The following is a 26014-nucleotide window of genomic DNA, read 5'->3' as shown; positions in this document are numbered from 1 at the left end:
ACTCGCAGCCAACCAGAAAGCGGCGCCTCCAATGCATACCGGCGAAGAAGCATTCGACGAGCCAGCGCCGAGAATAGCGAAGACCGAGAAACGGCCGAGCTGCTCTTAAACAACAATGAGAAACTTGCTGCGGTCCAAAGAGACCAGGCGGAGCACTTGCACAAACAGCGAGAACTCGAAGACGCCCGCAGAGAGACGGATCTCACGGTTGAGAAGAACGTACTGAACAGCTTGCCGGCGCAATGACGAAAGCCAAGCAGAAAGCCGAGCATGAGCTGATCTCAAAGCGAGGTCCTGGAGCTTGAGCTGGAAAAGTGTTCAATGCAAGGTTTCCGAACGACGTTTTGAGCCGGCAGCAAGGGGCGAACCGGGGAGCCGACGTTGGTTCAGCGTATTAACGATGCGATCGGGATGACTGCGGTGGGTGCTGGGAATCAGAACGGATCGAGAGCGTTCTGTCTGGCAACGTCACCAGTCTCGCGCGGCTGCGGCCAGCGTTCCGTTGCGACAAACCTTGGTTTAGGGTTTGCAGCCTATTCTATATTGCCCGCTTACCTTCGTAGAGTTGAGCAGCCGTCAGGTCGCTTGTACTTTCGATGTTGAAGCTGGATCATTCGATCGACGGGTCGGTGCGAAGCTTTAGGCTGAATTGATACCTTGCTCGAAGTCGTTGCGTTTCATTCAGGCGTGAGGACGAAACATCTTGGGTCGGACCTCTGGTCGATTGCGCGGCAAAAAAGGACATGGGTCTCTATCCTAAGAAGGTGCTCCCCGATCCGAGATCGCGATCAGCGATCCGAATGGCAGGGCCGACTTTCATCCAGGCAACGAAGATGGTGAAGCGGCGAAGATGGTGAAGCGAAGGAGCGAGCTGTCTCTGCTTTGGAATGTGTGAGCCGTTAGAGCAGTCGTTCCCGCTTATCTCATGCTGCAGGCCTTAGCCGTAGTCGTCGCATTGATGGCCGTGGCCGTACGCGACTTGCTAGCGAATTTGCGTCACCTCTTTGAATGCGAGTCGAAATGGCATTTACCGAGCTTTTCATCAAACGTCCGGTTTTGTCTGTCGTAGTTAGTCTCCTGATTCTGCTGATCGGCCTTCGCGCGGCTGCCGTTCTGCCGATCCGGCAGTATCCCAAGCTATCTAATACGGTCGTCAATATAACGACCTCCTATCCTGGCGCCTCCGCCGACATGATTCAGGGGTTCATCACGACTCCCCTGGAGCAGGCAGTCGCTTCCGCAGAGGGCGTCGACTACGTCACTTCCTCATCGGTGCTCGGTACCTCAACGATTCAAGTCTACATCAAGCTCAATTTCGATCCCAACGAGGCGCTCACCGAGGTGCTCTCCAAGGTCAACTCAGTCAAATATTTGATCCCCAAAGAATCGAACGATCCGGTTGTCACTAAGTCAACCGGGCAGGCCACCGCTGTCATGTATATCGCCTTCTCCAGCGATGAGCTGACGGCCAGCGCGATCTCCGATTATCTCTCGCGCGTCGTGCAACCGGTTATGTCTACTGTAGACGGCGTCGCGGCGGCAGACATCTTGGGCAGCCAGAGTTTTGCGATGCGGCTATGGCTCGACGCCGCGAAAATGGCGGGGCACGGCGTTTCGCCCGCTGATGTTTCGGCTGCAATCGCCGCCAACAACTTCCAGGCCGCGGCCGGCCAGACCAAGGGCTATTTCACTATCTCCGACGTCACGGCGAACACCGACCTGCGCAGTGTCGATGACTTCAAGCGTATGGTCGTCAAGTCCAATGACGGCGGCTTTGTGCGCATGGAGGATATTGCGACAATCGAGCTCGCCGCGCAGACCACAGATGTCAGCGTGTCCATGAACGGCGAGCACGCGGTCTTCATCGGCGTGCAGGCGAGCCCCCAAGGCAATCCGCTAAACATAGTACGAGGTGTTCGGGCTCTGTTTCCAGAAATGGAACGTAACCTGCCGCCATCACTGAAGATGAAAGTGGCCTACGATTCTACCAAATTCATTCAATCGTCGATTGATGAAGTGGAGAAGACGCTAATTGAGGCCATTGCGATCGTGGTGGTGGTGATCTTCCTATTCCTGGCATCGCTGCGGTCAGTCATCATTCCTGTCGTCACCATTCCGTTGTCGCTCGTTGGCGTCTGCAGCATGATGCTGGCGCTGGGATTTTCATTCAATCTCCTGACCCTCCTTGCGATGGTGCTCGCAATCGGTCTCGTGGTCGACGATGCGATCGTCGTGGTGGAGAACATTCACCGCCATCTAGAGGAAGGTGCGCCGCCCCTACAGGCTGCTACGAGGGGCGCTCGCGAGATCGTCGGTCCGGTTGTCTCCATGACGATTACATTGGCCGCTGTGTACGCCCCAATCGGCTTTCTCGGCGGCCTCACCGGGGCGCTGTTTCGCGAATTTGCGTTTACGCTGGCGGGGGCGGTGATCGTGTCGGGCGTGATCGCTTTGACGCTGTCGCCGATGATGTGCTCGGTCCTCCTGAAGAGTGCTGAAGAGGGGCGGTTTGCCAGATCTGTGAACCGCGTGTTCGGCGCCATGACCCGCTGGTACGGGCGCAAACTCGACCGCTCACTCGATTATCGACCGATTACCGGGTTGTTTGCGCTGACCATGCTGGGCCTTGTCGGCTTTCTCTATTTGCACACGTCCAAGGAACTAGCACCCGAGGAGGATCAAGGGATTGTATTCGCACTGACCAAGGCGCCGAAATACGCCAATATCGACTACCTCGACTATTACGGCGCCAAGCTCGAAAAGGCGTTCAAGAAGTTTTCCGAGACTGATTTGAGCTTCGTGCTCAACGGTATTAGCGGCTCGCGGGGTGGCATGGCCGGCATGTTGCTCAAGCCATGGGACGAGCGCAGGCGATCATCGATCGCGCTAAAGTCCTTGGTCCAGGCCGAGCTGTCCAAAATCGAAGGCATTAACGCATTTGCTTTTAGCTTGCCGCCGCTTCCAGGTGGTTCGGATGGCTTGCCAGTGCAGATGGTGATCGATTCGACGCTAGGCTTCCAATCGGTCTATGAGCAGATGTCGAAGCTGAAGGATGCTGCGCGCAAGAGCGGCCTGTTCATGGTCAGCGACTCTGACCTTGAGTTTAACCAGCCGGTGGTGCGAATCAAGGTCGATCGATCCAAGGCTAACGAGCTTGGCGTCACCATGCAGAACATCGGTAACGCGCTCGCCACCCTGCTTGGCGGAAACTACGTCAATCGCTTCAATCTGCAGGGCCGCTCCTACCAGGTGATCCCGCAGGTGCCACGGGAGCAACGCCTGGCGCCGGAAGCGATCGGGAATTATTATGTGAAGACTGCGACTGGCTCGATGCTCCCGTTGTCTACCGTAGTCTCCATCGAAACTGCGACCGATCCGAACGCGCTTACCCACTACAACCAGCTCAACTGCGCGACCTTTCAAGCCGTGCCGATGCCCGGTGTCACGATCGGTCAGGCCGTGGACTTCCTGGAAGCGGAGGCAAAGAAACTGCCCGCAGGCTTCAGCCACGACTTCCTTGCCGACGCCCGGCAATATGTGCACGAGGGTAACCAACTGGCCATCACCTTCGCATTTGCCCTGATCGTCATATTCTTGGTGCTTGCGGCGCAGTTCGAAAGTCTGCGCGATCCCCTCATCATTATGATCAGTGTGCCGATGGCGATCGTCGGCGCCTTGATACCGTTATTCTTTGGCTGGGCGACGATGAACATCTACACTCAGGTCGGACTGCTGACGCTGGTCGGCTTGATTTCCAAGCACGGGATCCTGATGGTTGAGTTCGCCAATGAGCTCCAGCTCAAGGAGAGACTCGACCGTCGCGCGGCGATAGAAATGGCGGCGCGCGTCCGACTTCGTCCAATCTTGATGACGACGGCCGCGATGGTCACGGGCCTGGTACCCCTATTGACCGCAACGGGAGCTGGTGCGGCGAGCCGCTTCTCAATCGGGCTCGTGGTCGTCGCTGGCATGTCTGTTGGCACGCTATTCACGCTCTTCGTGCTGCCGGCGGTCTACGTCGCCATCGCGTCCGATCATCGTGTCGACACGAGTTCCGGCCACGAGAAGAACGCCACCGAACTCGACTTCACCGTCGCCGCTGATGCCCAGCTGGCCAAGCAATGACACAAAAATCGATCCGGGTTGGCTCGATTGCTGCTCTCGATAAGGGCATTGCCTGCCGACCGCGGTAATTTGATAGACCCGAAATTGGTGAAGGATGATCTGGTTGCTGAGCTCGTCGATCCATCGTTCGCCCGCGAAGGACTACGCCGCCAAGAAATACGATCCTTTCATGACGCCGGTGTGGTGAGCGACGGAGTCTGGGATGGCTTCACGCTCCCTTGCACATCGAGCTCTTCATGCCTGTGCTGCCGAGCTTGTCATGCATCAGGTGCTCGGCGAAAAACATGTCAGCGATCCGTTGCTGCTCGGCCAGGGCGAATTGCCGGACGGTGACGGCCGCGGAACGCCCAAATTCGTACTCGCCGGGGGCGAGAGAATTTATACTCCCCTGATCAAAAAGAGGCGTTGCCATTATTCTAGCGCCTCTTGAAGTAGAATTATTTACTCCGCGTGGCCGCCGTATTGGCTGTGTGATCGTAGTCAGGTAGTGGGAAGTACGGCATGGCTTCTCAACTGAAGCCGATAATAGGAGCAGATGTTGAACCGGTGCACTTGACCACATCCACTGCCACTATGAAGGCGGCATGAGCTGTCAAACGACTGGTCAGAATCCGCCTCAATCCAGATTGACCAATGTTCGGGTCTGATTCCCTGACGCATGGCGCGACGCCCTCCTAAGTGCGAAAGTTACGAATGCCTGAGTTTGATGCAGCTATGTTGTTTTTGGCCGCCACAACGTGTTTTGCGGCCTTTGTAAATGGAGCCATCGGATATGGGTTTTCGTCGCTCACTGTACCCCTTGCGCTGGTTTTCTACACCAATCGCATTCTCAACCCAGCGATTGTTATTGTCGAGGTCTTCGTCAACGTTTGCGTCCTCTTCATCAATCTGAAGGGCGTGCCGGCGGTTTGGAGACGAGTGTTTCCCATTTTGCTTGGGCTCTTGCCGGGCATTGCGCTCGGCGGCTATGCGTTGGCCTCGCTGCAGCCGGGCTGGATCAAATTCGCCACCTACACGATCATGCTGCCCCTTATCCTGCTGCAAGCCGCGGGTTGGCGCCGCCCTATCGAAGCAAGCTGGCTGATCGGTCTGCCATTTGGGTGGATGCTGGGAATCCTATATTCGGTGACGACCATTTCCGGTCCGCCTTTGGCGATATTGTTTAACAATCAGGGCCTGGTCAAAAACGAATTTCGCGCCGGTCTAGCCCTGGTTCGCGTGGTTGAATCGAGCGTGACCGCCTTCGTCTATTACAAGCTAGGCCTGTTTATCTCCGAAAGCGGCAGCCTTCTCTATGCGTTTATACCCAGTGTTGTGCTCGGTATCCCGCTGGGATCTTACGCCATCCGCCGGCTTGATCCGGAGATATTCCGACGCATCTGCATGAGCTTTGATGCTTGGATCGTCGGCTTCGGCCTCTCACGGGTGCTGATCGAGCTCGATCTAGTGCGGAGCTCTTGGGCTTATAGCGTGATGTCGGCGACGATACTGATCGATCTTTGTCTGCTATACTCGTTCTTTACCACGCACAGTCCGGCCTGGTCAGAGCGACGGTCTCGGCGCGCTGCGGATATTAGCGCCTGAACGATGTCGGTGAGCACCTCAGTATCGAACGCGCGCGCGTCCTGGACCTAACCAGCCCGATAGAAAAGGTAATCGATGACTGCGCGCGATGCTGATGTGGGCCCGTCGGCGTCAACGATAATGACACGGAGCATCTTGCTGATTGCCTCACGACAACTAAGGCTCCGGTGGAATCACAGTTCTGAAACCGTCGGATCAGTGCCGTTGCTTTTGGTGTGAACTTCCGGATTGGTATCGCATGCTGTCGAGGAACTTACGGCCGTGTTCGCGCGAGCTGTAGCCTTCTCCTCGAAGCACACGCAATTCTGGGTGCCGTCGGCTTTGTACGTTTTGCAACAAAGCCAGCTTTAGCTGTTGCGCCTCCGACTGTCGGAGACGAGCAAAAATAGCGTCCCCGCAAGGCTAGCCCGAGAGAGATAGGCCGAAACACGCATCCGGGGTGCTTCACGATCACTCCTCTTTGCTCGCCTGTTTTGAGGTGGCCCGAACTTTTTGCGGTGGCATCGCATTTGCAGGGATGAAAATGTCAACGTGAGGCCATCATCGCCGAGCTGCGGGCCGCTTGCAGGCGACGCACAGGATGAGGGGCGCCGTGCTCACGAGCCCGTTCTCTCAGGAGTGCCTGTGATACCATCTGCCAGTTGGGCTGCCGGCCTGCTTGGGACGCGGCTTGCGTTTTTTGTCGCCGGATTTGGCCTGGCGGCGTGGGCGCCTTTGGTGCCGCTCGCCAAGGAGCGGCTCGCGGTAGACGATCGCATGCTTGGGCTTCTGCTGCTCTGTCTCGGTGCGGGATCCGTTCTCGCTATGCTTTTGACCAGCGTGTCGAACGCGCGGTACGGCAGCAAGCCCATTATCCTCGTGGGTGGACTCGGCCTGGCGCTTATCCTGCCGTGGCTTGCTATCGCCGGAACACCTCTTGCACTCGGTGCCACGCTGTTTGCTTTCGGAGTTTCACTCGGTTCGATCGATGTCGCCATGAACATTTATGCGCTCGAATTGGAGCGCGGCGCCGGCCGCCCACTGATGTCCGGTTTCCATGCCCATTACAGCATCGGTGAGTTCACCGGCTCTGCCGCAGTGACCTCGCTCCTCTCACTTCAGCTTGGTCCGCTTTTTTCGACGTTGGTCTGTTCGGCGTTAATGATGACCGCGATTGTGTTGGCTTGGCCGCGGTTGACGGCGACGACTGTGACGCAGCAAGGGCCATTGTTTGTCTTGCCCCATCGCAGTGTATTGCTGATAGCTGCGCTCGCGGCGATCACGTTTCTCGTTGAAGGTGCAATGCTTGATTGGAGCGCTTTGCTTCTTGTCGGGCAAGATCTTCTCGCGGAGGCACATGGAGGTCTTGGTTGTATGCTCTTCGCCGTCGCGATGACCGCAGGACGTCTCGGCGGAGATGCCGTGGTGGAGCGAATCGGCGACCGTGCCACGTTGATGCTCGGAACTCTACCGATCATGACAGGCTTCTTGGCTGTGGTCGCCGCGCCGGTTGCGGTGGTTGCCATGGCGGGGTTCCTGCTTATTGGACTGGGTATTTCAAATGTTGTACCTGTACTGTGTCGCCGCGCCGGCAAACAGAAAGTGATGCCGGTAGGCGTTGCGATCGCGGTCATCACGACAGCCGGGTACGCCGGTATACTGATGGGGCCCGCCAGCATCGGGCTCGTCGCACATATGACTGGCCTGCCTTTTGCGTTCGGGATGTTAGGCGCGCTCATGTGCATCGTCATGCTGTCGGCGCGGATGGTGATGGCCGACCCTCGATAGGCCGCTGATCGTGAGGAAAAGGACACCGGCACGTTCCGAGCTAATGATCGGTCGGGGCGGCGTTCGAGATTGGGGTCGATCAGGTTCAACTGGGTAGCAGTAGAGCAGCACATCTCGAGCATGACATTTCTGTTTCCTGCGAGATGGTTGGCTGAGCCGTAACCAGAATATGTAGGGTCACTCGGGTGATCGGACGTCCAACCGAGCGCTCTTGTTGACGAAGAGCGTTGGGCGACGCGTGGCAAGGTTAATCATTACGCGAGGACGGGGCCAGCTAGGTTGGGACATTTGCTGCCCCGCGGATCCTCGGATGGGTCTGCTTGCGCCCGCTTGTCGGGGACAAGCAGTTCACTCTGGCGCAGTCCATTTGCTGTCGGCGAGAAATGCCCGGTACGCTAGCTGAATCCCGTCCTCCAGCGTGGTCTGGGCGCGCCAGCCGAGCCTGGCCAGACGGCTGACGTCGAGCAGCTTGCGCGGCGTGCCGTCCGGACGCGAGGTGTCGAAGCTGATCTCACCGCGAAAACCGACCGCCGCCGCGACCATGAGCGCGAACTCGGCGATGGTGATGTCCTCGCCGGTGCCGATATTGACCAGTTCCGGCGAGGAGTAGGTCTTCATCAGATGGACGCAGGCGTCGGCGAGATCGTCGACATAGAGGAATTCGCGGCGCGGCGTGCCGGTGCCCCACACCGCGACGTTGCCGGCGCCCGAAACCTTGGCCTCGTGGAAGCGGCGGATCAGCGCGGCGACGACGTGGCTGTATTCGGGGTGATAATTGTCGCCGGGGCCGTAAAGATTGGTCGGCATCACGCTGATGAAATCGGCGCCGTACTGGCTGCGATAGGCCTCGGCCATCTTGATGCCGGCGATCTTGGCGATGGCATAGGGCTCGTTGGTCGGCTCCAGCGGGCCGGTCAGCATCGAATCCTCGCGCAGCGGCTGCGGCGCCAGGCGCGGATAGATGCAGGACGAGCCGAAGAACATCAGCTTCTCGGAGCCATTGGCGTGCGCCGCCTGGATCACGTTGCTCGAGATCGCCAGATTGTCGTAGAGGAATTCGGCCCGCAGCGTGTTGTTGGCGACGATGCCGCCGACCTTGGCGGCGGCGAGGAACACGGCCTGCGGCCGCTTCGCGGCAAACCAGGCGTTGACCGCGGCTTGGTCGCGCAAATCGACCTCGCTGCGCGACACCGTCAGGAGATCGGCCTCCTCGCGCGCCAGCCGGCGCATCAGCGCCGAGCCGACCATGCCGCGATGGCCGGCAACGAAGACCGTCTTGCCCTTCAGCTCAAACGCCGTGCTTGCCATTGGCCGCGTCCTGCCTGGCCTCGACGAGATCGCTGGCGACCATTTCCTTCACCAGCTGCGCGAACGGCGTCTTCGGCGCCCAGCCGAGCCTGGCGCGCGCCTTGCTGGCGTCGCCGATCAGAAGATCGACCTCGGTCGGGCGGAAATAGGTCGGATCGATCTGCACCAGGGTGTTGCCGGACGCCTTGTCGACACCGACTTCCTCGACGCCCTTGCCGCGCCATTCGATGCTGCGGCCGACCTCGGCAAATGCCAGCTCGACGAACTCGCGGACTGACCGCGTCTCGCCGGTCGCGAGCACGAAGTCGCCGGGTTCGTCGACCTGCAGGATCCTGTGCATACCCTCGACATAGTCGCGGGCGTGGCCCCAGTCGCGCTTGGCGTCGAGATTGCCGAGATAGAGCTTGCTCTCGAGGCCGACCTCGATGCGGGCGACGGCGCGGGTGATCTTGCGCGTCACGAAGGTCTCGCCGCGGATCGGGCTCTCATGGTTGAACAGGATGCCGTTGCTGGCGAACATGCCATAGGCCTCGCGGTAGTTCACCGTGATCCAGTAGCCGTAGAGCTTGGCGACGCCATAGGGCGAGCGCGGATAGAACGGCGTGGTTTCCTTCTGCGGCACCTCCTGCACGAGCCCGTAAAGCTCCGAGGTCGAGGCCTGGTAGAACCGCGTTTCCTTTTCCATGCCGAGGATGCGGATCGCCTCCAAGAGGCGTAGCACGCCGATCGCGTCGGCGTTGGCGGTGTATTCCGGGCTCTCGAAACTGACCTGGACGTGGCTCTGGGCGGCGAGGTTGTAGATCTCGGTCGGCCGGATCTGCTGCACCAGGCGGATCAGATTGGTCGAATCGGTCATGTCGCCATAGTGCATCAGGAACGGCACGTTGCCGGCATGCGGGTCCTGGTAGAGATGGTCGACGCGCGCGGTGTTGAACGAGGACGACCGGCGCTTGATCCCGTGCACGGTGTAGCCGAGACCGAGCAGATATTCGGCGAGATACGCGCCGTCCTGCCCGGTCACGCCGGTGATCAGCGCAACGCGCCGCTTTGAGTCCTGAGCCGCCATGGTCTTTCTTGGTTGCGCCGGAAAGAAAGCGCCCCTTCGAACCGCGATTGCGGAGCGCTTCCTCGAGATATCTAGATCCGCAAGCGCGCGACATCCACAACTAGAGAAATCAATCGTTAGCTCCAGTCATACACTTCATAGAGAAATGCGCACTATATACATTGATTTATCTGGACTAGAGAGGCGAGAACCATTCAGATTGGAAAAAGAACGGCAGTTAACAAACGCAACCCGCCTGACACCCGCGATGATCCTAAGCAAACGAGCTGGGAGCTAAATGACGATGGTCTGTGTTCCTATCCATGTTCGGGCGCATGTTATGTTCATCTTGCGTGGTCTCGCCGCACTGGCCAATAGGGACATCGACCTCCGCACTTCTTAATAGCGCGACTCTGCAGAGAGTGGACGGCCGACGCAAGACGGAATGAGAAAGGCTAGCAAACGTTGGTATCTTTCTTCGAACGTTTCGATATTGAAGGCTTACGTTCGTACAATGGAGCGTTCGACGACGATCGTTTAAGTCGTCGTCCCGCCGAGTATAGCTTGCATCCAAGTAACGATGAGCCTCTTGAGCCAGCACGACAGAAATGTCTCCAATAACACGGGCCAAGTCACACCAGAGCGGCTGCGTAAAACACCGAGAAGACCATGTGGAAAGTGAAGCTGCATCCTTCTACCAGTCTAATGGAGCGCGGCCGGTGCAAGCCTACCTAGGAGACCCTCGGTGAGGCGCGGGGATTTAGTTGCCCATGCGCCAGCTGCTAACCCGATCGGCCGCGTCGCCGTTCGCTCCATTGGGATTTGGAGCTGAAGAGTCGTGAATGAGGTTCATCAGCGACGATATGACGGCTTGCGCGATATATCCTCGCAGTGGACTTGCGCGACGCCGACGGTTGTCGTCGCCATCGAGCAAAGGGTTTGTTCGTGTCGGGATTAGATGCCGTACAAAGCCGATCGAGATCACCTCGAAGCAATCACGCCATTCGCGGCCGCGTCGCAGTTTGTACTCGATGGTGACAACCAAAAAGCGGAGTGTGGCTGAGCGAGGCGATGATGGTTGAAAGTCACGCTTGTAAATGCGGCAGCCTTACAGGCAGCCACATCGAATTCAGAACTTGATATCCATCACCATCGGCTAAGCGATCCTCCAAAGGGGCGTTCGGCTCCTTGAACTTGGGCTGCATTGATCGACATGTGTGGAATAGTCGGCATCTTGGGACGTGGTCCTGTCGCTGGGCAATTGGTCGCTTCGCTCAAGCGATTGGAATATCGTGGCTACGACTCCGCGGGCGTCGCGACGCTCGAAGGTCTCCGTATCGAGCGCCGGCGCGCTGAAGGTAAGCTGAAAAACCTTGAGGAGCGGCTGCGCGATTATCCGCCGTCGGGCCATAGCGGTATTGGTCACACTCGCTGGGCGACGCATGGAAAACCCACCGAGAACAATGCTCATCCGCATGCAACGGATAATGTCGCGGTCGTTCATAACGGAATCATTGAGAATTTTCGCGAGCTGCGAGCTGAGCTGGAGCAGAACGGAGCCCATTTTAGCTCGGAGACGGACACCGAGGTGGTGGCGCATCTCGTCGAATCTTATCTCAAGAATGGCTACTCGCCGCAGGATGCGGTACAAGCCGCGTTGCCACGGCTGCGCGGGGCCTTCGCTCTGGCATTCCTGTTCAAAGCCCACGACGATCTTCTGATCGGTGCGCGCAAGGGATCGCCCCTTGCAATCGGGCATGGTGACGGCGAAATGTATCTGGGATCGGACGCGATCGCGCTCGCGCCCTTGACCGATACTATAACCTATCTTGAAGACGGCGACTGGGCCGTGCTTAGCCGCACGGTCTGCGTGATCTATAGCATAGACGGGACCGTTGTCCGTCGGGAGCCATCAAGGTCTGGAGCGTCGTCATTCCTGGTCGACAAAGCGAACTATCGCCACTTCATGGCCAAAGAAATCTACGAGCAGCCGACGGTAGTCGGTCAGACATTGGCGCATTATCTCGATATGGTGGCCGAGCGCGTAGTCCTACCGCTCTCATTACCGTTCGACTTTAACTTTGTTCAGCGCATCTCGATTGCCGCGTGCGGCACGGCAAGCTATGCCGGTCACATCGCCAAATACTGGTTCGAGCGGTTGGCACGCTTGCCGGTGGAGATCGATGTAGCGTCCGAGTTCCGTTATAGGGAGGCGCCCTTGCGCCAGGGCGATCTCGCGATCGTCATCTCGCAGTCGGGAGAAACCGCTGACACATTGGCTGCATTGCGCTATGCCAAGAGCCAGGGCCTACACACAATATCTGTAGTCAACGTCTTGACGTCGACGATTGCGCGGGAGAGCGAATCCGTTTTGCCGACGCTGGCGGGACCTGAAATCGGCGTCGCCTCCACCAAGGCATTCGTGTGTCAACTGGTAGTGATGGCGGCGCTTGCCATCGCGGCAGGCAAAGCGCGCGGTGAGTTGTCCGAGATTGAGGAATCGAGGCTCGTGCGCGAGCTCATCGAAGTGCCGCGGCTAATTGCTGCTGCGCTTTTGGTCGAACCGCAGATCGAGAAACTCGCGCGATATATCGCCAAGTCGAACGACGTTCTCTATCTCGGCCGAGGAACATCGGCGCCGCTAGCATCGGAAGGTGCGCTCAAGCTGAAGGAAATCTCCTATATCCACTCAGAAGGCTATGCCGCCGGCGAGCTCAAGCACGGACCGATCGCATTGATCGACGAGACCGTACCCGTTGTGGTGATCGCGCCTTACGACCAGGTCTTCGAGAAAACCGTCTCGAATATGCAGGAAGTCGCCGCTCGAGGCGGCAACATCATCTTGATCACCAATTCGACGGGGGCATCGGAAGCAACGGTGGATACGCTCATGACCATTGTGTTGCCAGACATGGCTGCAAGCTTTACTCCGATGGTTTATGCGATCCCCGTGCAGCTTTTAGCTTACCATACCGCCGTCGTTATGGGGACGGATGTGGATCAGCCGCGCAATCTTGCAAAATCGGTCACAGTCGAATAGGCGCCGTCTCAACGCCGAGGTGCTCTTCCGTCGTCTAGCCAATAGGTTGTATTGGCTACGGCAGTTCTGCGAATGCACGACAGATAGCATGGTCATGATTGGTCTTTGCTGCTGGGGGTTGAGCCGCGCGCCGCCGGAATTTCGAGACCACGATCTGGATGATCTAGCGCTAACACGAGCCACGTCAGCTTGTGGTAAGCCAAGCTGCCTATCACTTCCGCAGGGCCTAACTGGCCTGAACTAAACGCGGAAATGTATGCCCGATCGGAGCACCAATCGTCATGTATAATCGGATCAATGGCTCGTCCTATTACCAATCCTCGCGCTTTGCCGAAGATGACGAGCAAACGGATGCAAGCAGCTTCGCTGATGCGTTCGCCAATATGCGCTTAGCCGAATCGACGTCGAGTGGCGGCTCATCTTCAGCAACAAGACCGTATTCGCTCGTTTCAGATCCTCCCATAATAGAGTTTAAAAATCGTCATTCATTCCGAGAGGCAGCGAAGACCTATCATAGCGATGAAATCAAGTACATCGCCGATAACCCGCAAGAGTACTCGAAATTCGTCTCCGATAAGGCAAAGCGAACTGTAGAAGTTGCTAAGGACTATGGAACAACTCGAGATTCCGACGATGCAAGATATTTCAGCTACCAATTAGGGAACAAGAGTGTCGGACTTCTGAGAATGGAGGGCGGCGACAGCATGACGGTGTTCGACGTGGAAAGATGGCAGGAGCTTTTTCCCGGACGGACTGGGACTACCTCTACCGTGGACTTTCAAGTTGTTCATCCGCTTGTCGAGAACGCCGGCGATATCCTGCTTGAGCATCAGCTGCGAGAGGATGGCAAAAGGCCGTTGCTCAATTTGCGTCCGGCGAATCAGGAAGCAAGAGCCCGTGCGGCAAAGATGGGGTTCGTTGAGGTCGATGCCGACAACATGGTTCTCGACCCAGAGAAGTCAGGCAAGTGGATCAGGAACGGTGACGGTGATTGGCAGCGAAAAGGCACCAATTCGCGCTATCTTTCAAAAGCTGACGACAGTGAAGGCAGCGATACTAAGATCGCAGAAAGCCCCTCGACATACGATTATGAAGACGATTTTATGTGATCATAAGATCTGCTGAAAATTCCGGTCCTCGCGCGATCGTCACTTCGCTCGGCGGTCATTTGCCGCTTACAATCAGAAGAGCTCCCGCTGATTTTAGCCAAAAACTGCCCAACGTGCACCGGATAGTTATTCTTGCCGAGCCATTGGCTCAGGAGCAGAGCCTCCGACAGGCGAGCTAATAGTTTGAATTGCTCGGATGGGGGATGAACTGCATGAGGATCGGGCAAAAAACGCCCGGCCGCCGTAAGGCGGCCGGGCGCTTTTCACGTGTGTGCCGAGCATGACCGGCAGCTTGGAGGTGGAAGTCCTCTATCCAGCCTGATGACGGTGAAGGATTAGCGAAGCGCAAGGGCGTCATCGCGAGGTGGGGTCTGAAGGAAGCGTGGAGCAAAGCCGCGGCCCGATGGACAAAAACCGGATAACGAGGCCTACCCGGCCGGACGAGCGAGCACGTGATCGCGAAGTCCACGGTCATCAAGGGCCGGGGTGGTAAATCCGGCGGGCGTGCGGCGAAGGCGGTCGATCTTACCTCGGGAGATCTGCGCTGCGTCTCGGCAACGAGACTGAGGTCGTCGTAAGGCGATCTGACCGCAGTGCAGAAGTCAGCAGAGGGCATAGTAGGCGGAACGAGTTTCGCCGAAGGCCTGAACGCTGGAAGTGACGAGTAGATGCAGCGATATCGCATCGGCCATGCGACTGAATTCCGGGCAACTGGCCTCGGAACGGCGGGAAGGGGTGAAACCCTGACTGACGCTGATCAGAGGAGTCGAAGCTGGCGCGACGATTGCTGACACCCAAACTACGGCGGCAACAGAACAACTCTTGCCGCTTAATCCAGCGAACCGCCGTATACGGACCCGTATGTACGGTGGTGTGGGAGGGGAGGGGCTGCGAGGCTCCCCCCTATCCCGATTGAATATCTGGGACAGCTTGACGGTGTCCAGGCCATCTAATGATGCGCACGAGTTCACGTGGGCTGAAGGCGCCGGCAGGAAGGGGAGGTCCGAAGGAGGCACGGAACGATGCTGCGCTCCAAGAGACAAGAAGTTCAGGTCTGTGACGGGCGCGTCGCCGCGAACAGGAGCTCGTGCCGCAGAGCTCTTTGCCTGCCAACCAAGATCACCCCAAGTTGTCAGCAATTGTTCCCCTAAAGGCACTCACAGATCATCTGGGGTGAGGGGGAGCTCTTTTGTCGTACATAAGTGGTATCCAGTCGCTACGAGCCTAAGCGAAGCAAGCGCTCGTCTGTCGGGAGCTTCCGGTAAACATTATCCGGCCATCAACAGGCTGGAATGAGCTGACACAGTGCCACGCACTCCGGCCTCGGGCGGCAAGCTCGTTCTGGCCGGCCTGAGCGCCTGTTGGTCAGGTCACGGACCAACAACGCAACTAGATAGAGCTTGCCCGCTGCCGATGCCTTCTAATTTCGGAGTGCTATAGGAGATCGTAGCGGGTCACGATAGATCTATAGATTTTGAGATTCAGCGCTCAAATTAGCTTGGGCGAGCTCAGGGTGACAAGCCGAGAAGACGGGTGAAATAGACTTGTCAAGGAGCCCAGCCCGACCTCAGCGGAGTCTAACGACAGGGCGACGGCGGCCGGCTGCTGGTTTCAGATGTCTCCGCTCTCCAGTGCGGCATCAAGGCACTCGATCAGGGCATGTCCTGTGAAGGGCTTGGCCAAGAATCCGGTCGCTCCCGCGCTCAGGGCTGAGGTGCGCACGCGATCGTTGGGAAACGCCGTAATGAAAATGAACGGCACGCTGTAACCTCTGTTCCGCATTTCTGTCAGGAGGTCCAAGCCGGTCATAATGGGCATCTGCACATCCGTGACGACACAGGAGGTTTCGTTCAACCGCGGTGACCTCAAGAACTCCTCAGCCGACGCAAATGTTTGGACTATATAGCCACGCGATTTCAAAAGGTTCTCTGTCGCCGCACGGACCGATGCGTCGTCATCAACGACAGAAATCAACGGCGTGGACAAGGCAAGCCCTCCTGGCGCGGGACTAGCGTTTGCCGAGGCATTAGCCGACCCTGGGCGAAAAGTGGGCTTGAGTGGTTAAATTGTAAAATCATACTTAGGTTTGTTCAGGGCGGTTAGCTCGGATTCCGAGCGCCTCAGTCATTCTAATCAAATCCGCCAGCGACCGGGCGCGCATCTTTTTCATCACGTGTCCCCGGTAGATCTTAACCGTAATCTCGGCGAGCCCCAACTCGGCGGCTATCTGCTTGTTCATCAGGCCGGTGGCGACCAGTTTCATCACCGCCTGCTCGCGCGGGCTTAATGTTTCAAATAGGGACTTCAGGTTCGCGACGGTCTTCTCGTCCTCTCGTCTTTTGCGATCGCGTTCGGTCGCTGCGATCACGGCGTCCAGCAGTTCCTGATCGCGGAACGGTTTGGTAAGAAAATCGACCGCTCCGCCCTTCATGGCCCTGACGCTCATGGGAATGTCGCCATGGCCCGTAATGAAGATGATAGGAATATGAATGCTCGACTTGGCTAGCTCGGTCTGAAACTCAAGGCCGCTCAAGCCTGGCAGCCGGACGTCAAGAACCAGGCAGCTAACGACATCCGGAAGTGTGCTTTGCAGCATTTCGCGGGCCGATCCGAATGCAACGACGTCCAGGCCCACCGATTGAAAAAGGTTCGTGAGCGATCGGCGCATCGAAACGTCATCTTCGACAACGAAGACAATCGCATTTGCCGACGTCTCGGCCTTGCTGCCTTCGCGCTGGGAGTTAGAGCGTTCGCTCACGACACGACCTCCTGGTGCAATGGCAGATCAAACCGAAAGCTTGCCCCCGGCCCCCGCTTGCGGGCGATTGAAAGGCGCCCTCCATGAGCTTCCACAATCGAGCGACAGATCGAAAGGCCCATGCCAAGGCCATTCGACTTTGTCGTGAAAAACGGGTCTAACACTCGGTCGGCGTCATTCTCGGCGATGCCGACGCCACTATCAGTCACCGCAAGCCACACGTGTCCCATATCGTCCCTGGATGACTGAATCACTAGTTCGCGCGTCCGGTCCGTAACTGCGTCCATAGCTTCGATCCCGTTCATCACCAGATTGATAATCACCTGTTGCAACTGAATTCGGTCTCCGTAGATCGCGGGCAGCGCTGCCGTCAAATCGGTCTTTAGCGCCACTTGATGGCTAATCAGCTCTCGCGTCACGAGCGCAATGACGTCCTTAACGACGTCATTAATGTCGAGTGGTAGCATCTCGATCTCGCCTTTCTTCGCAAGCGCGCGAACCCGACGGATCACCTCGCTTGCTCGGATTGCGTCTTCGATTATCCACTCAACCGATGACCTCGCGGCGGAAAGATCGGGGGTTTCGCGGTTCATCCAACCGAGGCACGCGTCGGCGTTGCTGATAATAGCGGCAAGTGGTTGGTTGATTTCATGGGCGATGGTGGTTGTCAGCTCTCCTAACGTCGTCACACGCGTCACATGCGCAAGCTCCGCCTGAGCCTTTCGCAGCTGTTGTTCGGCTTGATCTGCGCGAATGATAGCCGTGATGTCCGTGCTGACGCCGCGGTAGCCCAGAAAATTACCGTCGACACCAAAGAAAGGCTTGCCACTCGTTCGGACGTAGATCGGAGTTCCCATCCGATTGATGGTGCGATAGACCAGATCCCGAAATGGGAGGTGCGCCTCCAGGGTCGCTCGATGCTGCCGCCACTTCTCAGGCTCTTCTTCGACGTCGCACGCGATATCCCAACGAAGCGTACCCATCAGTCCTGTCGCCAAAATTCCCGCAGCGCTGGTGTGCTCGGACAGGTGGGTGACCTGATGATCCGGCCCGGTCTCCCAGAGCCAGTCGGAAGCCGTTTCGGCGTAGTCGCGAAAGCGCTGCTCGCTTTCCAGCAGCGCGGCAAGTGTGCTTTCCAGGCGGTCTCTGGCTGCGTATTGCTCCGTGACATCCATATGTGTTCCAATGAGCTCGCTGACATTGCCGTCGCTGCCAACCACGACATGGGCCACAGAATGTATGTGCCTCATCGAGCCATCAGGGAGGAGGATTCGAAAATCATACTCGAATCGCCCATCCTTGTCGTCTCTAGCCAGGCGCTGCACTTCCTGAAGGCGAGGCAGGTCGTCCGGATGGATACGCGAGCGAATGGTCTCTATCGATACAGCCTCTTGCGGCTTGAAGCCGAAGAGACGATCCACTTCGGCGGAGCGATAGATGAAATCGAGACGGTAGACGTCCCAGGACCAACTGCCCGTGTGACTGAGACGTTGGGCTTCGGCAAGATAGGCCTCGCTACGGCGCAATTGTTGCTCTGCTTGCCTTGCGGCCGTGATATCCGTCGCCGCCCCGACGAAGTCGATGTCACCAGTCGCGGTTCTCGTCGTTCGTGCCCGCGCATGGATATGCTTCACCGATCCGTCCGGCAGCACTAGCCGGTATTCATGCTCGAAATTCTTTGGATCTCGCATCGCTTGATCGATGGTCTCCTTGACCGACGACCTATCGTCTGGATGCGTGCGTGCGACGATCAGTTCCGGCGCGGGAACGGTCTGCGGATCCAACTGGAGAATCCGATATAGCTCCTTTGACCAAAAGGCCTCGCCGGTGGCGACGTTCCAGCTGAAGCTGCCTGTATTGCTCAACTCCTGTGCCTGAGCCAAATGTGCCTCGCTTCGCTGCAGGGCAAGTTCGGTCCGCTTTCGTTCTGTGATATCTTCGCAGGCTATGAGGACAACGGGCCGCTCATCGGCCCAGAGCATCGCTTTGGCGTTTTCACGTACCCACAATATCGAGCCGTCTTTCCTAACTTTCTGCGCCTCCCAGGTTTGCGATTGACCGATCTCTTCAAGGCACGTCCGAATGCATTTGCGAGCAAACGCGCGATCCTCCTCCAGAAAGACTCCCAGGATGGATTGACCAATCAGTTCGGAACACGCATAGCCGAGTTGTGTCGCGCCGAACGTATTGACGTTGAGGACGGTGCCGGCTTCATCGACCATCACGTACATGGACGGATTGTGCTCAAAGATTGCGCGCCACCGCTTTTCACGGTCTTTCAGGTCGGCAGCGCTGCGCCGGAGTTCGGCCGCAGTCTCACGTGCAGCCTCTCTTTCCTGGCGGACCTTTCCAATCAGGTGCGTTCCGACGATCGAGACAGTGAAGAAAGCGACAACTACCAGAAGAACTTGAGGGTCGTCGATCCGCAAACTGAACGCCGGCGGCGCAAAGTAGTATGCCAAAGCAGCGATAGCTAAGACCGAGAGCGCGGATGATGCAACAAAGCTGCCGATCAACGAAAACAGCAATATCACTAGCAAATAGCCAAACGCCGTCGCAGCGAAATGTGTTTGAAGGTGCAAGGAGGCGAGCGTCACTATCGCCAGCGTTATGCTGCCGAAAGTAAACTGCGTGGCTGACCGCTTGAAATTATTGATGTGGTCATACATTCTTGGACCGTCCGGCCTTTCTCCGGCGGGAGAGCTATAACATTTTAGGCAAAAATGGGGCAACCCTTCCGGCCCATGAGGGACGCTCGCCTTCGGTTCCGGTCAATTGCTTGCGGCTGAACTCAGCACGTGCCGCAGAAAGGCGCATCACAAACGTAGGTATAGTTGTCCTAAACCTTTCATTATGGCGCGCTGACATGCGTACAACCGAGGCTGAGATGTCCGTTTTCCTTCGCTGACTATATTGCTCGGCGGGCGCTCGGGGGCTGCGAAGGCCGCGGCCGAACCACAGCTGCGCGGCGCCAAGGCATGTTTCAACGACGCGGACAACGCCTACATCGAGTCAACGAAGACACTGACCCTGCCCAATGAGGCACGCGTCGCCAAATTCATAAAGATCCACGATAAGCTGTGGAGCCCTGACGTGACGTCAGTTCGACGAATCCATTTCAGCCCGCGAAGGTGCCAGGCTGGTCCACCGTGATCATACGCGCGCCGGCCTGATGCCGCAACGCGCGCCGGAACAAACGGATGACTGAGTCGGAGATCGCCGCCACTCGTCGGCCGGAAGAGGCCTGTTCAGTGGCCAAACGGGCCAGGCTAACTGTGGCTAGAACCCAGTACCTCGGCCCGTCAGGCAGGCAGGTCTTGCCGGAATCTATTGTTCTGCCGCGGTTACGTCGGCATTGGCTAGGGAAATAATCGTCGAAAAAGCTGTTTCGTCATCCACGTTTGCATGGATGTTGGGCGTGACACGGAACAAGTGGCGATCCGCAGGTCCCGCAGAGAAGTTCTGGCTCGCAGTTTCAAGTCGGCTGTGCCGATTTGGAACTGCGAAAGAACTACGGAGTTGGCTACGCTCAGTTGAGCGCTTTGAAATCACGAATAGGATCCGGCCTACCTGCTTGAGCTTCGTGTATCGATATCGCTGGAAACGGTGGACTGCTTGAGCCGGGCGTGCAGTCTCGCGTTGTCGAGCTCGCCTTCCCACCAGGATACAAACACCGCCGCGATGCCATTGCCGGTAATGTTGGTGAGGGCTCGCACCTCGCTCATGAACTTGTCGATCGAGAATACGATCGCCATGCCCGGCACCAGCGCTGGATTGACCACCGACAATGTCGCGGCGAGCGTGATGAAGCCTGCGCCGGTGACGCCACTTGCTCCCTTCGATGTGAGCATTGCCACGAGCAAGATCGTGAGTTGCTGGCCAAAGGTAAGATCGACCCCGAGTGCCTGGGCAATAAACAATGTCGCAAGCGTCATATAGATGTTGGTGCCGTCGAGGTTGAAGGAGTAGCCGGTTGGCACCACGAGACCCACCACGGGCTTTGAGCAGCCCAGCCGCTCGAGCTTCTCCATCAATTGCGGCAGCGCGCTTTCCGAGGACGAGGTGCCGAGCACGATCAGAAGCTCGTCCTTGATATAGATAATGAATTTGAAGATCGAAAAGCCGACGATCCGCGCAATCAGGCCGAGTACGACGACTACAAATATCGCGGCCGTCGCATAGAATAGCACGATAAGCCCGATCAGATTACCGAGCGCCGCCGGCCCGAACTTGCCTATCGTGAAAGCCATCGCGCCGAACGCACCGATCGGGGCCGCTTTCATGATGATGGCGATCACGCCGAACACCGCGTGCGCGATGTCGTCAATCATGCCGCGCAGCCGTTCTCCACGCTCCCCCAGCGCCATCAGCGAAAAGCCAAACAGGATCGCGAACAGGAGAACTTGCAGTACATCGCCGCGAGCGAGGGCGCCGACCACAGTATCGGGAATGATATTGAGAAAGAAATCGACGGTCTTCGAGGCTTCCGCCTGCTTGACGTAACTGGCGACCGCCGCAGCGTCCGGTTTGACCGCAAGACCATGGCCGATTTGGACCAGATTGCCCATGACAAGGCCCAATACCAAGGCAAAGCTCGATACGATCTCGAAATAGACCAGCGCTTTGACGCCGACGCGCCCGACTTTCTTTGCATCCTGAATATGCGCGATGCCGGATGCGACGGTGCAGAATATGATCGGCGCGATCACCATCTTGATCAGCTTGATGAAGCCGTCACCGAGCGCCTTGACCCAGTCGTTGGTCGCGACCGACGGCCACAGCCAGCCGACGATGGCGCCAATCACGATCGCGATCAACACCTGGACGTAGAGAATTTTATACCAAGCCTGCGACGCGCGCACAGGCGCCGCAGTTGCCATGGTGGTCATGACGCTTCCTTCCCGAATACACTCGCTGCGAGCCGCTGCGTCGTTGAGACGCGACGGCATCATACGAGGCTGTCATTTTAGCCGTGTCCGATTGAAGACGGTTCCGAGAGCCGGCGCGTCATTCCAAAGGCAGGCGTTCAGTTACGTTATCTTTTTTCGTCAAGCAAGTTCTGCACCAGAGGCCTAACGCGCAGACGACCGGGGCGTCATTGGATAAGCCGCCTGTCTTCTGACGAGGTCTGTTTGAATTGTCGAACGGCATTTGTGAGGTCGATCGCAACGGTGTTGCTCAACGTCACGCCGCATTTTGCTGGCAAATCACCGAGTCTCGTCTCGGCACAGAAGTACTAGAGTGATCGGTACGCTTCGATAGCCAAGGTTGATGCAACAATACGCAACATTGGTAAAATTGATTGTTTGGATCGTAGGCATCCAGGCGGTGGAAGCTGTGACATCTAGCGGTGATGTGAGGCGTATCCGCATCGGCGCTCGATGAGCCGTTTAGGCGTCTGGGTGTTACGATGGAGCTCTCAACTCGATCATTCCACTTTTGGCAGTTTTGAACGTCCTTTTTCTGAGCGCTTTTCCTGGCAGGACGAGACCAATGTGACTAGTTCTGGCTGCGATTGTACATTTTCGACAATCGGATGACGGAGCGCAGCAGCACAAAAGTATAAAGTATATAGGGTGCGGTGAAACCGGATGGTTCGGCAGATTTCTGCGCAAAAGCGATTCTGCTTCCGCATTGCGAAGGCGCCCGATCACCGTGCGCATATCCTTCTGTGCAAGGTGCGTCTTTGCAGCCGCGAGCCCGGCGCTAAGAAGAGGGCTTTGCGCCCAGGGCGTAGGAGACGAGCGGCGCCTTCAACTTGGGGTGCCGAAAGCCGCTTCCTCGATATTCGGTATCCCTCCAGAGAGCACGCTTCTCCATGATGATGGTGCGAACAAAGTGCCGCCATTCGCGGCCGGCCTCTCACCTGGAGCTCTCAAATGCCCGATCCGATGTCACGTCTATCCACGCGGTTCCTGCGTACACCGGAGGCTGCGCGTTATCTTAGCCTATCCGGCCGCACGCTCGAAAAGCACCGCACATATGGCACGGGGCCAGCGTATCGAAAGATCGGCGGTCGCGTCATCTACGCACTAGAGGATTTGAGAGCATGGGCCGATCTCGGCACCAAGACGTCGACGTCCGATCCCGGCAGGGGACTGTGCTGCCGGCTAAGAAGCGCCCAATGTTGCGCCCCTACGCAGGCCAGGAACATCGCCGATAGCCGTACGAAGCCGCGACAGTGCAGGACGAGGTGCGGCGGGATGTACACGATGGCGAGCTCGGATTGAGCCGGCAGCTGTTTTGGTTAGCGGTACCACCGATTTTTCGCTAGGGCCGAGGTGAAGTCGATTAGCTTCTCGTCGACCCTGCTCTGTATACAGAAACGCCATCACAAGCCCGTATATTCGTCAATTTTCTGGCTTGTTTTGAGGTCAATGTATACAGACAGTGTCCAATGCGAGGAGCCGCCTATGAGCCGTTGCTTTCCGACGAATGTCTGGTACGTGGCCGCTTGGGATGCTGAGGTGAGGCAGGCGCTGTTGCCGCGCACAATCTGCGGCAAGCACGTCGTGATGTATCGGCGCGCCAACGGTGAGGTGGCGGCATTGGAGGATGCCTGTTGGCATCGGTTGGTGCCGCTTTCAAAAGGGCGTCTTGAGGGCGACAGCGTCGTCTGCGGCTACCACGGGCTGAAATTCAACGCGCAGGGCCGCTGCATCTTCATGCCCTCGCAAGAGACGATCAACCCCTCCGCCTGTGTGCGTGCCTATCCTGTGGTCGAGCGCGATCGCTTCGTCTGGCTGTGGATGGGTGATCCGGCGCTAGCCGACCCGCGCTTGGTGCCGGATATGCACTGGAACGATAATTCCGCCTGGGCCGGTGATGGCGACACCATCCACCTGAAATGCGATTATCGTCTGGTTGTCGACAATCTCATGGACCTGACGCACGAAACTTTTGTGCATGGAGCCAGCATCGGCAATGACGCCATCGCGGAAGCGCCGTTTGACGTCACCCATGGTGAGAAGACCGCTACCGTAACGCGCTGGATGAAGGGGATTACCGCGCCGCCGTTCTGGGCCAAGCAATTGCAAAAACCTGGTCCGGTGGACCGCTGGCAAATCATTCGTTTCGAGGCGCCGTGCACCATCAATATCGACGTCGGAGTGGCGCCCGCTGGAACTGGCGCGCCGGAAGGCAACCGATCGGCTGGCGTCAATGGCATTGTCCTCAACACCATTACGCCCGAAACGGAAACGAGCTGCCATTACTTCTGGGCTTTCGTGCGCAATTATCGCCTGAACGAACAGCGCCTGACCACTGAACTCCGCCAAGGCGTTTCTAGCATCTTCCGTGAGGACGAGGTCATTCTCGAGGCGCAGCAGCGTGCGATCGACGAAAATCCTGACCGGGTCTTCTATAACCTCAACATCGATGCGGGCGCGATGTGGGCCCGCCGCTTGATAGATCGCATGATCGAGGCCGAGGATCCACAGCACAGTCGGCAGGCCGCGGAGTAGGGCATGGTCGAGCGCGACAGTGATCGCTCCGTCTCACAGACGGTGCGCGCCCAGCTCAGCTTGCGCGATCTGATCCTGTCGGGCGACTTGCGGCCGGGCGAACGGATCTCCGAGTTGCAAGCTGTGGAGACGATCGGCGCATCGCGTACTCCGGTGCGAATGGCATTGGTTCGACTGGAGGAGGAAGGACTTCTGGAAGCGATCCCTTCTGGCGGCTTCATGGTGAAGGCATTTTCCGAACGAGATGTCCTGGATTCGATCGAACTGCGTGGCACGGTGGAGGGGCTGGCCGCGCGATTCGCCGCCGAGCGCGGCGTTTCGTCGCGCGATCTTGAGCCTCTTAAAGGATGTCTCGACGAGATCGACGGCTTGGTGAGGCAGGATCCCATCTCCGTCGAGGCTTTCTCCTCCTACGTCGCGCTCAATGCGCGTTTTCACGCGCTGTTGACTGAATTGTCGCGCAGTCCGCCCTTGATCCGGCAGGTCGATCGCGCGTCGGCGCTACCATTCGCTTCGCCTAGCGGCTTTGTGATGACCCAATCGACGCTACCGAATGCGCGCCACACGCTCTTGATTGCGCAAGATCAACATCGCGTCGTGATCGATGCAATCGAAAACCGCGAAGGCGCACGAGCCGAGGCAATCATGCGCGAGCACGCCCGAGTGGCGGCGCGCAATCTGCGCGTTGTGCTCAGGAATAAGACGCATTCTGATCTGCTGCCGGGACTGGCGCTCATCAAGATGCCAGGCGATTAGAGGAAATCTCCATGCGGTTCATTGAAAGCTGGACACAAGCAGCGCTCGTCGCGACGCGCGATCTGACACCTTCGATCCGCGAGTTCCTGATCAAACCGGAAAACTTTGATGGCGCGGCCTATCCGGTCGGCAGCCATATCAACATCGCCGTCACTATCGATGGACGTCCTGAAACGCGGTCCTATTCCCTGGTCGGCGAAGCCGACCGAGCCGGTTATCGTATCGCCGTGCGGCGCGCGGAGGACTCCCGCGGCGGCTCGCAGTACATGTGGTCGCTCGCGCCGGGCGCGCGGTTGACCATTACATCGCCCGCCTCGCTGCTGCCGATCGACTGGGCGTGCAGGCACTACTGCCTAATTGCGGGTGGGATCGGCATTACGCCACTGGTTGGGGCAGCTCAGGCGCTGGCGCGCCGCAATGCCGACTTCACTCTGCACTATGCAGTGCCTTCCCGTGAGCAATCCGTATACTTGGATGTTCTCTCTCCCTTGCTGAACGATCAGCTTTTTGTCCATGCAGGCAACGAAGGGCGCCGGCTCGATTTCGACGACTTATTCGCATCACTGCCGCCTGACGCCTTGACTCTCTTCTGTGGTCCGATGCGGATGCTTGATGCGGCGCGCCGGGCCTGGACCGGCGCGGGACGCGCACTATCCGACCTACGCTACGAGACCTTCGGTTCGAGCGGCTCGCTGCCGACTGAAGGTTTCCGGGTGCGCCTTGCAGATCGGGCCCTCGAAGTGGAGATTCCGCGCGATCGCTCGTTGCTGGACGTGCTCAATGAGGCCGGTTACGAGGTGATGGCAGATTGCCGGCGCGGCGAGTGCGGCGTCTGCGCCATCGACATCGTCCACATTGACGGTGAGCTTGACCACCGCGACGTTTTCTTCAGCGAACAGCAAAAGCACGCCAACGAAAAGATCTGTGCATGTGTCTCTCGCGCCCGTGGTACTATTACCGTCGACATACTGCATCGCCCGGACGCGCTGTAAGTTCGCTGCAACGTGTTGGTTTCGGTAGCAGGTCCCGGCTCAGTCGCTCGGCACAATGGCCATGTCC

Annotated in this window: 15 protein-coding genes and 1 pseudogene; 9 read left to right on the top strand and 7 right to left on the bottom strand. The window is 57.9% G+C overall.

What is annotated here, in order from left to right; genetic code table 11:
• Positions 1–1020 precede the first annotated feature (1020 nt).
• Positions 1021–4125 carry a multidrug efflux RND transporter permease subunit gene (locus ACVIYL_RS01585; protein WP_456777559.1) on the top strand — a complete coding sequence of 1035 codons (3105 nt, stop codon included), beginning with the start codon at positions 1021–1023 and terminating at the stop codon, positions 4123–4125.
• Positions 4126–4333: 208 nt separating this feature from the next.
• On the opposite strand, the gene ACVIYL_RS01580 is transcribed toward ACVIYL_RS01585, so the two are convergent.
• Positions 4334–4537 carry a hypothetical protein gene (locus tag ACVIYL_RS01580; protein WP_310879712.1) on the bottom strand — a complete coding sequence of 68 codons (204 nt, stop codon included), beginning with the start codon at positions 4535–4537 and terminating at the stop codon, positions 4334–4336.
• A gap of 281 nt (positions 4538–4818) precedes the next feature.
• Between ACVIYL_RS01580 and ACVIYL_RS01575 the strand changes: the two genes are divergently transcribed.
• Together ACVIYL_RS01575 and ACVIYL_RS01570 are read left to right on the top strand one after the other, a co-directional pair.
• The gene (locus tag ACVIYL_RS01575) at positions 4819–5709 is read left to right on the top strand and encodes a sulfite exporter TauE/SafE family protein (RefSeq protein ID WP_310879713.1); all 891 of its coding nucleotides are present in this window, start codon (positions 4819–4821) and stop codon (positions 5707–5709) included.
• Positions 5710–6333: 624 nt separating this feature from the next.
• Positions 6334–7476, top strand: coding sequence for an MFS transporter (locus tag ACVIYL_RS01570; RefSeq protein WP_456777558.1), 1143 nt, complete (start codon positions 6334–6336; stop codon positions 7474–7476).
• Between the two features lie 348 nt (positions 7477–7824).
• On the opposite strand, the gene fcl is transcribed toward ACVIYL_RS01570, so the two are convergent.
• Both fcl and gmd read right to left on the bottom strand, forming a co-directional pair.
• Positions 7825–8784 carry a GDP-L-fucose synthase gene (fcl, locus tag ACVIYL_RS01565; RefSeq protein ID WP_456777557.1) on the bottom strand — a complete coding sequence of 320 codons (960 nt, stop codon included), beginning with the start codon at positions 8782–8784 and terminating at the stop codon, positions 7825–7827.
• Positions 8765–9850: a GDP-mannose 4,6-dehydratase gene (gmd, locus tag ACVIYL_RS01560; protein WP_456777556.1), complete on the bottom strand. Its 1086-nt coding sequence runs from the start codon at positions 9848–9850 to the stop codon at positions 8765–8767. Before gmd ends, fcl begins: the two co-directional genes overlap by 20 nt.
• A 1192-nt stretch (positions 9851–11042) precedes the next feature.
• Here gmd and glmS point away from each other — a divergent pair.
• Positions 11043–12869: a glutamine--fructose-6-phosphate transaminase (isomerizing) gene (glmS, locus tag ACVIYL_RS01555; RefSeq protein WP_456781761.1), complete on the top strand. Its 1827-nt coding sequence runs from the start codon at positions 11043–11045 to the stop codon at positions 12867–12869.
• A 281-nt stretch (positions 12870–13150) separates the two neighbouring features.
• Positions 13151–13978, top strand: a complete 828-nt coding sequence (locus tag ACVIYL_RS01550; RefSeq protein WP_456777555.1) for an Effector protein NopP — start codon at positions 13151–13153, stop codon at positions 13976–13978.
• Between the two features lie 1611 nt (positions 13979–15589).
• Here the strand turns inward: ACVIYL_RS01550 and ACVIYL_RS01545 are convergent.
• From ACVIYL_RS01545 to ACVIYL_RS01530, 4 genes are all read right to left on the bottom strand, one after another.
• A complete protein-coding gene (locus ACVIYL_RS01545; protein WP_456777554.1) occupies positions 15590–15964 on the bottom strand; it encodes a response regulator transcription factor in 375 nt (124 codons plus the stop codon).
• A 94-nt stretch (positions 15965–16058) separates the two neighbouring features.
• Entirely contained in the window at positions 16059–16736 is a 678-nt protein-coding gene (locus tag ACVIYL_RS01540) for a response regulator transcription factor (protein WP_028338114.1), read from the bottom strand.
• Positions 16733–19405: a PAS domain S-box protein gene (locus ACVIYL_RS01535; protein WP_310885467.1), complete on the bottom strand. Its 2673-nt coding sequence runs from the start codon at positions 19403–19405 to the stop codon at positions 16733–16735. The genes ACVIYL_RS01540 and ACVIYL_RS01535 overlap by 4 nt, the downstream gene beginning before the upstream one ends.
• An 897-nt stretch (positions 19406–20302) precedes the next feature.
• Positions 20303–21625: a dicarboxylate/amino acid:cation symporter gene (locus tag ACVIYL_RS01530; protein ID WP_028338112.1), complete on the bottom strand. Its 1323-nt coding sequence runs from the start codon at positions 21623–21625 to the stop codon at positions 20303–20305.
• A 990-nt stretch (positions 21626–22615) separates the two neighbouring features.
• Here ACVIYL_RS01530 and ACVIYL_RS01525 point away from each other — a divergent pair.
• From ACVIYL_RS01525 to ACVIYL_RS01510, 4 genes and pseudogenes are all read left to right on the top strand, one after another.
• A pseudogene (locus ACVIYL_RS01525) lies at positions 22616–22899 on the top strand (helix-turn-helix transcriptional regulator).
• A 250-nt stretch (positions 22900–23149) separates the two neighbouring features.
• On the top strand, positions 23150–24199 hold the full coding sequence (locus ACVIYL_RS01520; protein WP_456777553.1) for an aromatic ring-hydroxylating dioxygenase subunit alpha: 1050 nt from the start codon (positions 23150–23152) through the stop codon (positions 24197–24199).
• A 3-nt stretch (positions 24200–24202) separates the two neighbouring features.
• Entirely contained in the window at positions 24203–24955 is a 753-nt protein-coding gene (locus tag ACVIYL_RS01515) for a GntR family transcriptional regulator (protein ID WP_028336750.1), read from the top strand.
• A gap of 11 nt (positions 24956–24966) precedes the next feature.
• Positions 24967–25947: a PDR/VanB family oxidoreductase gene (locus tag ACVIYL_RS01510; protein WP_456777552.1), complete on the top strand. Its 981-nt coding sequence runs from the start codon at positions 24967–24969 to the stop codon at positions 25945–25947.
• Positions 25948–26014: the final 67 nt, after the last annotated feature.

The organism is Bradyrhizobium sp. USDA 3315 (genome assembly GCF_054056795.1).
Note: the sequence above shows the minus strand (reverse complement) of the source record. Positions and strands in the feature narration are given on the sequence as shown.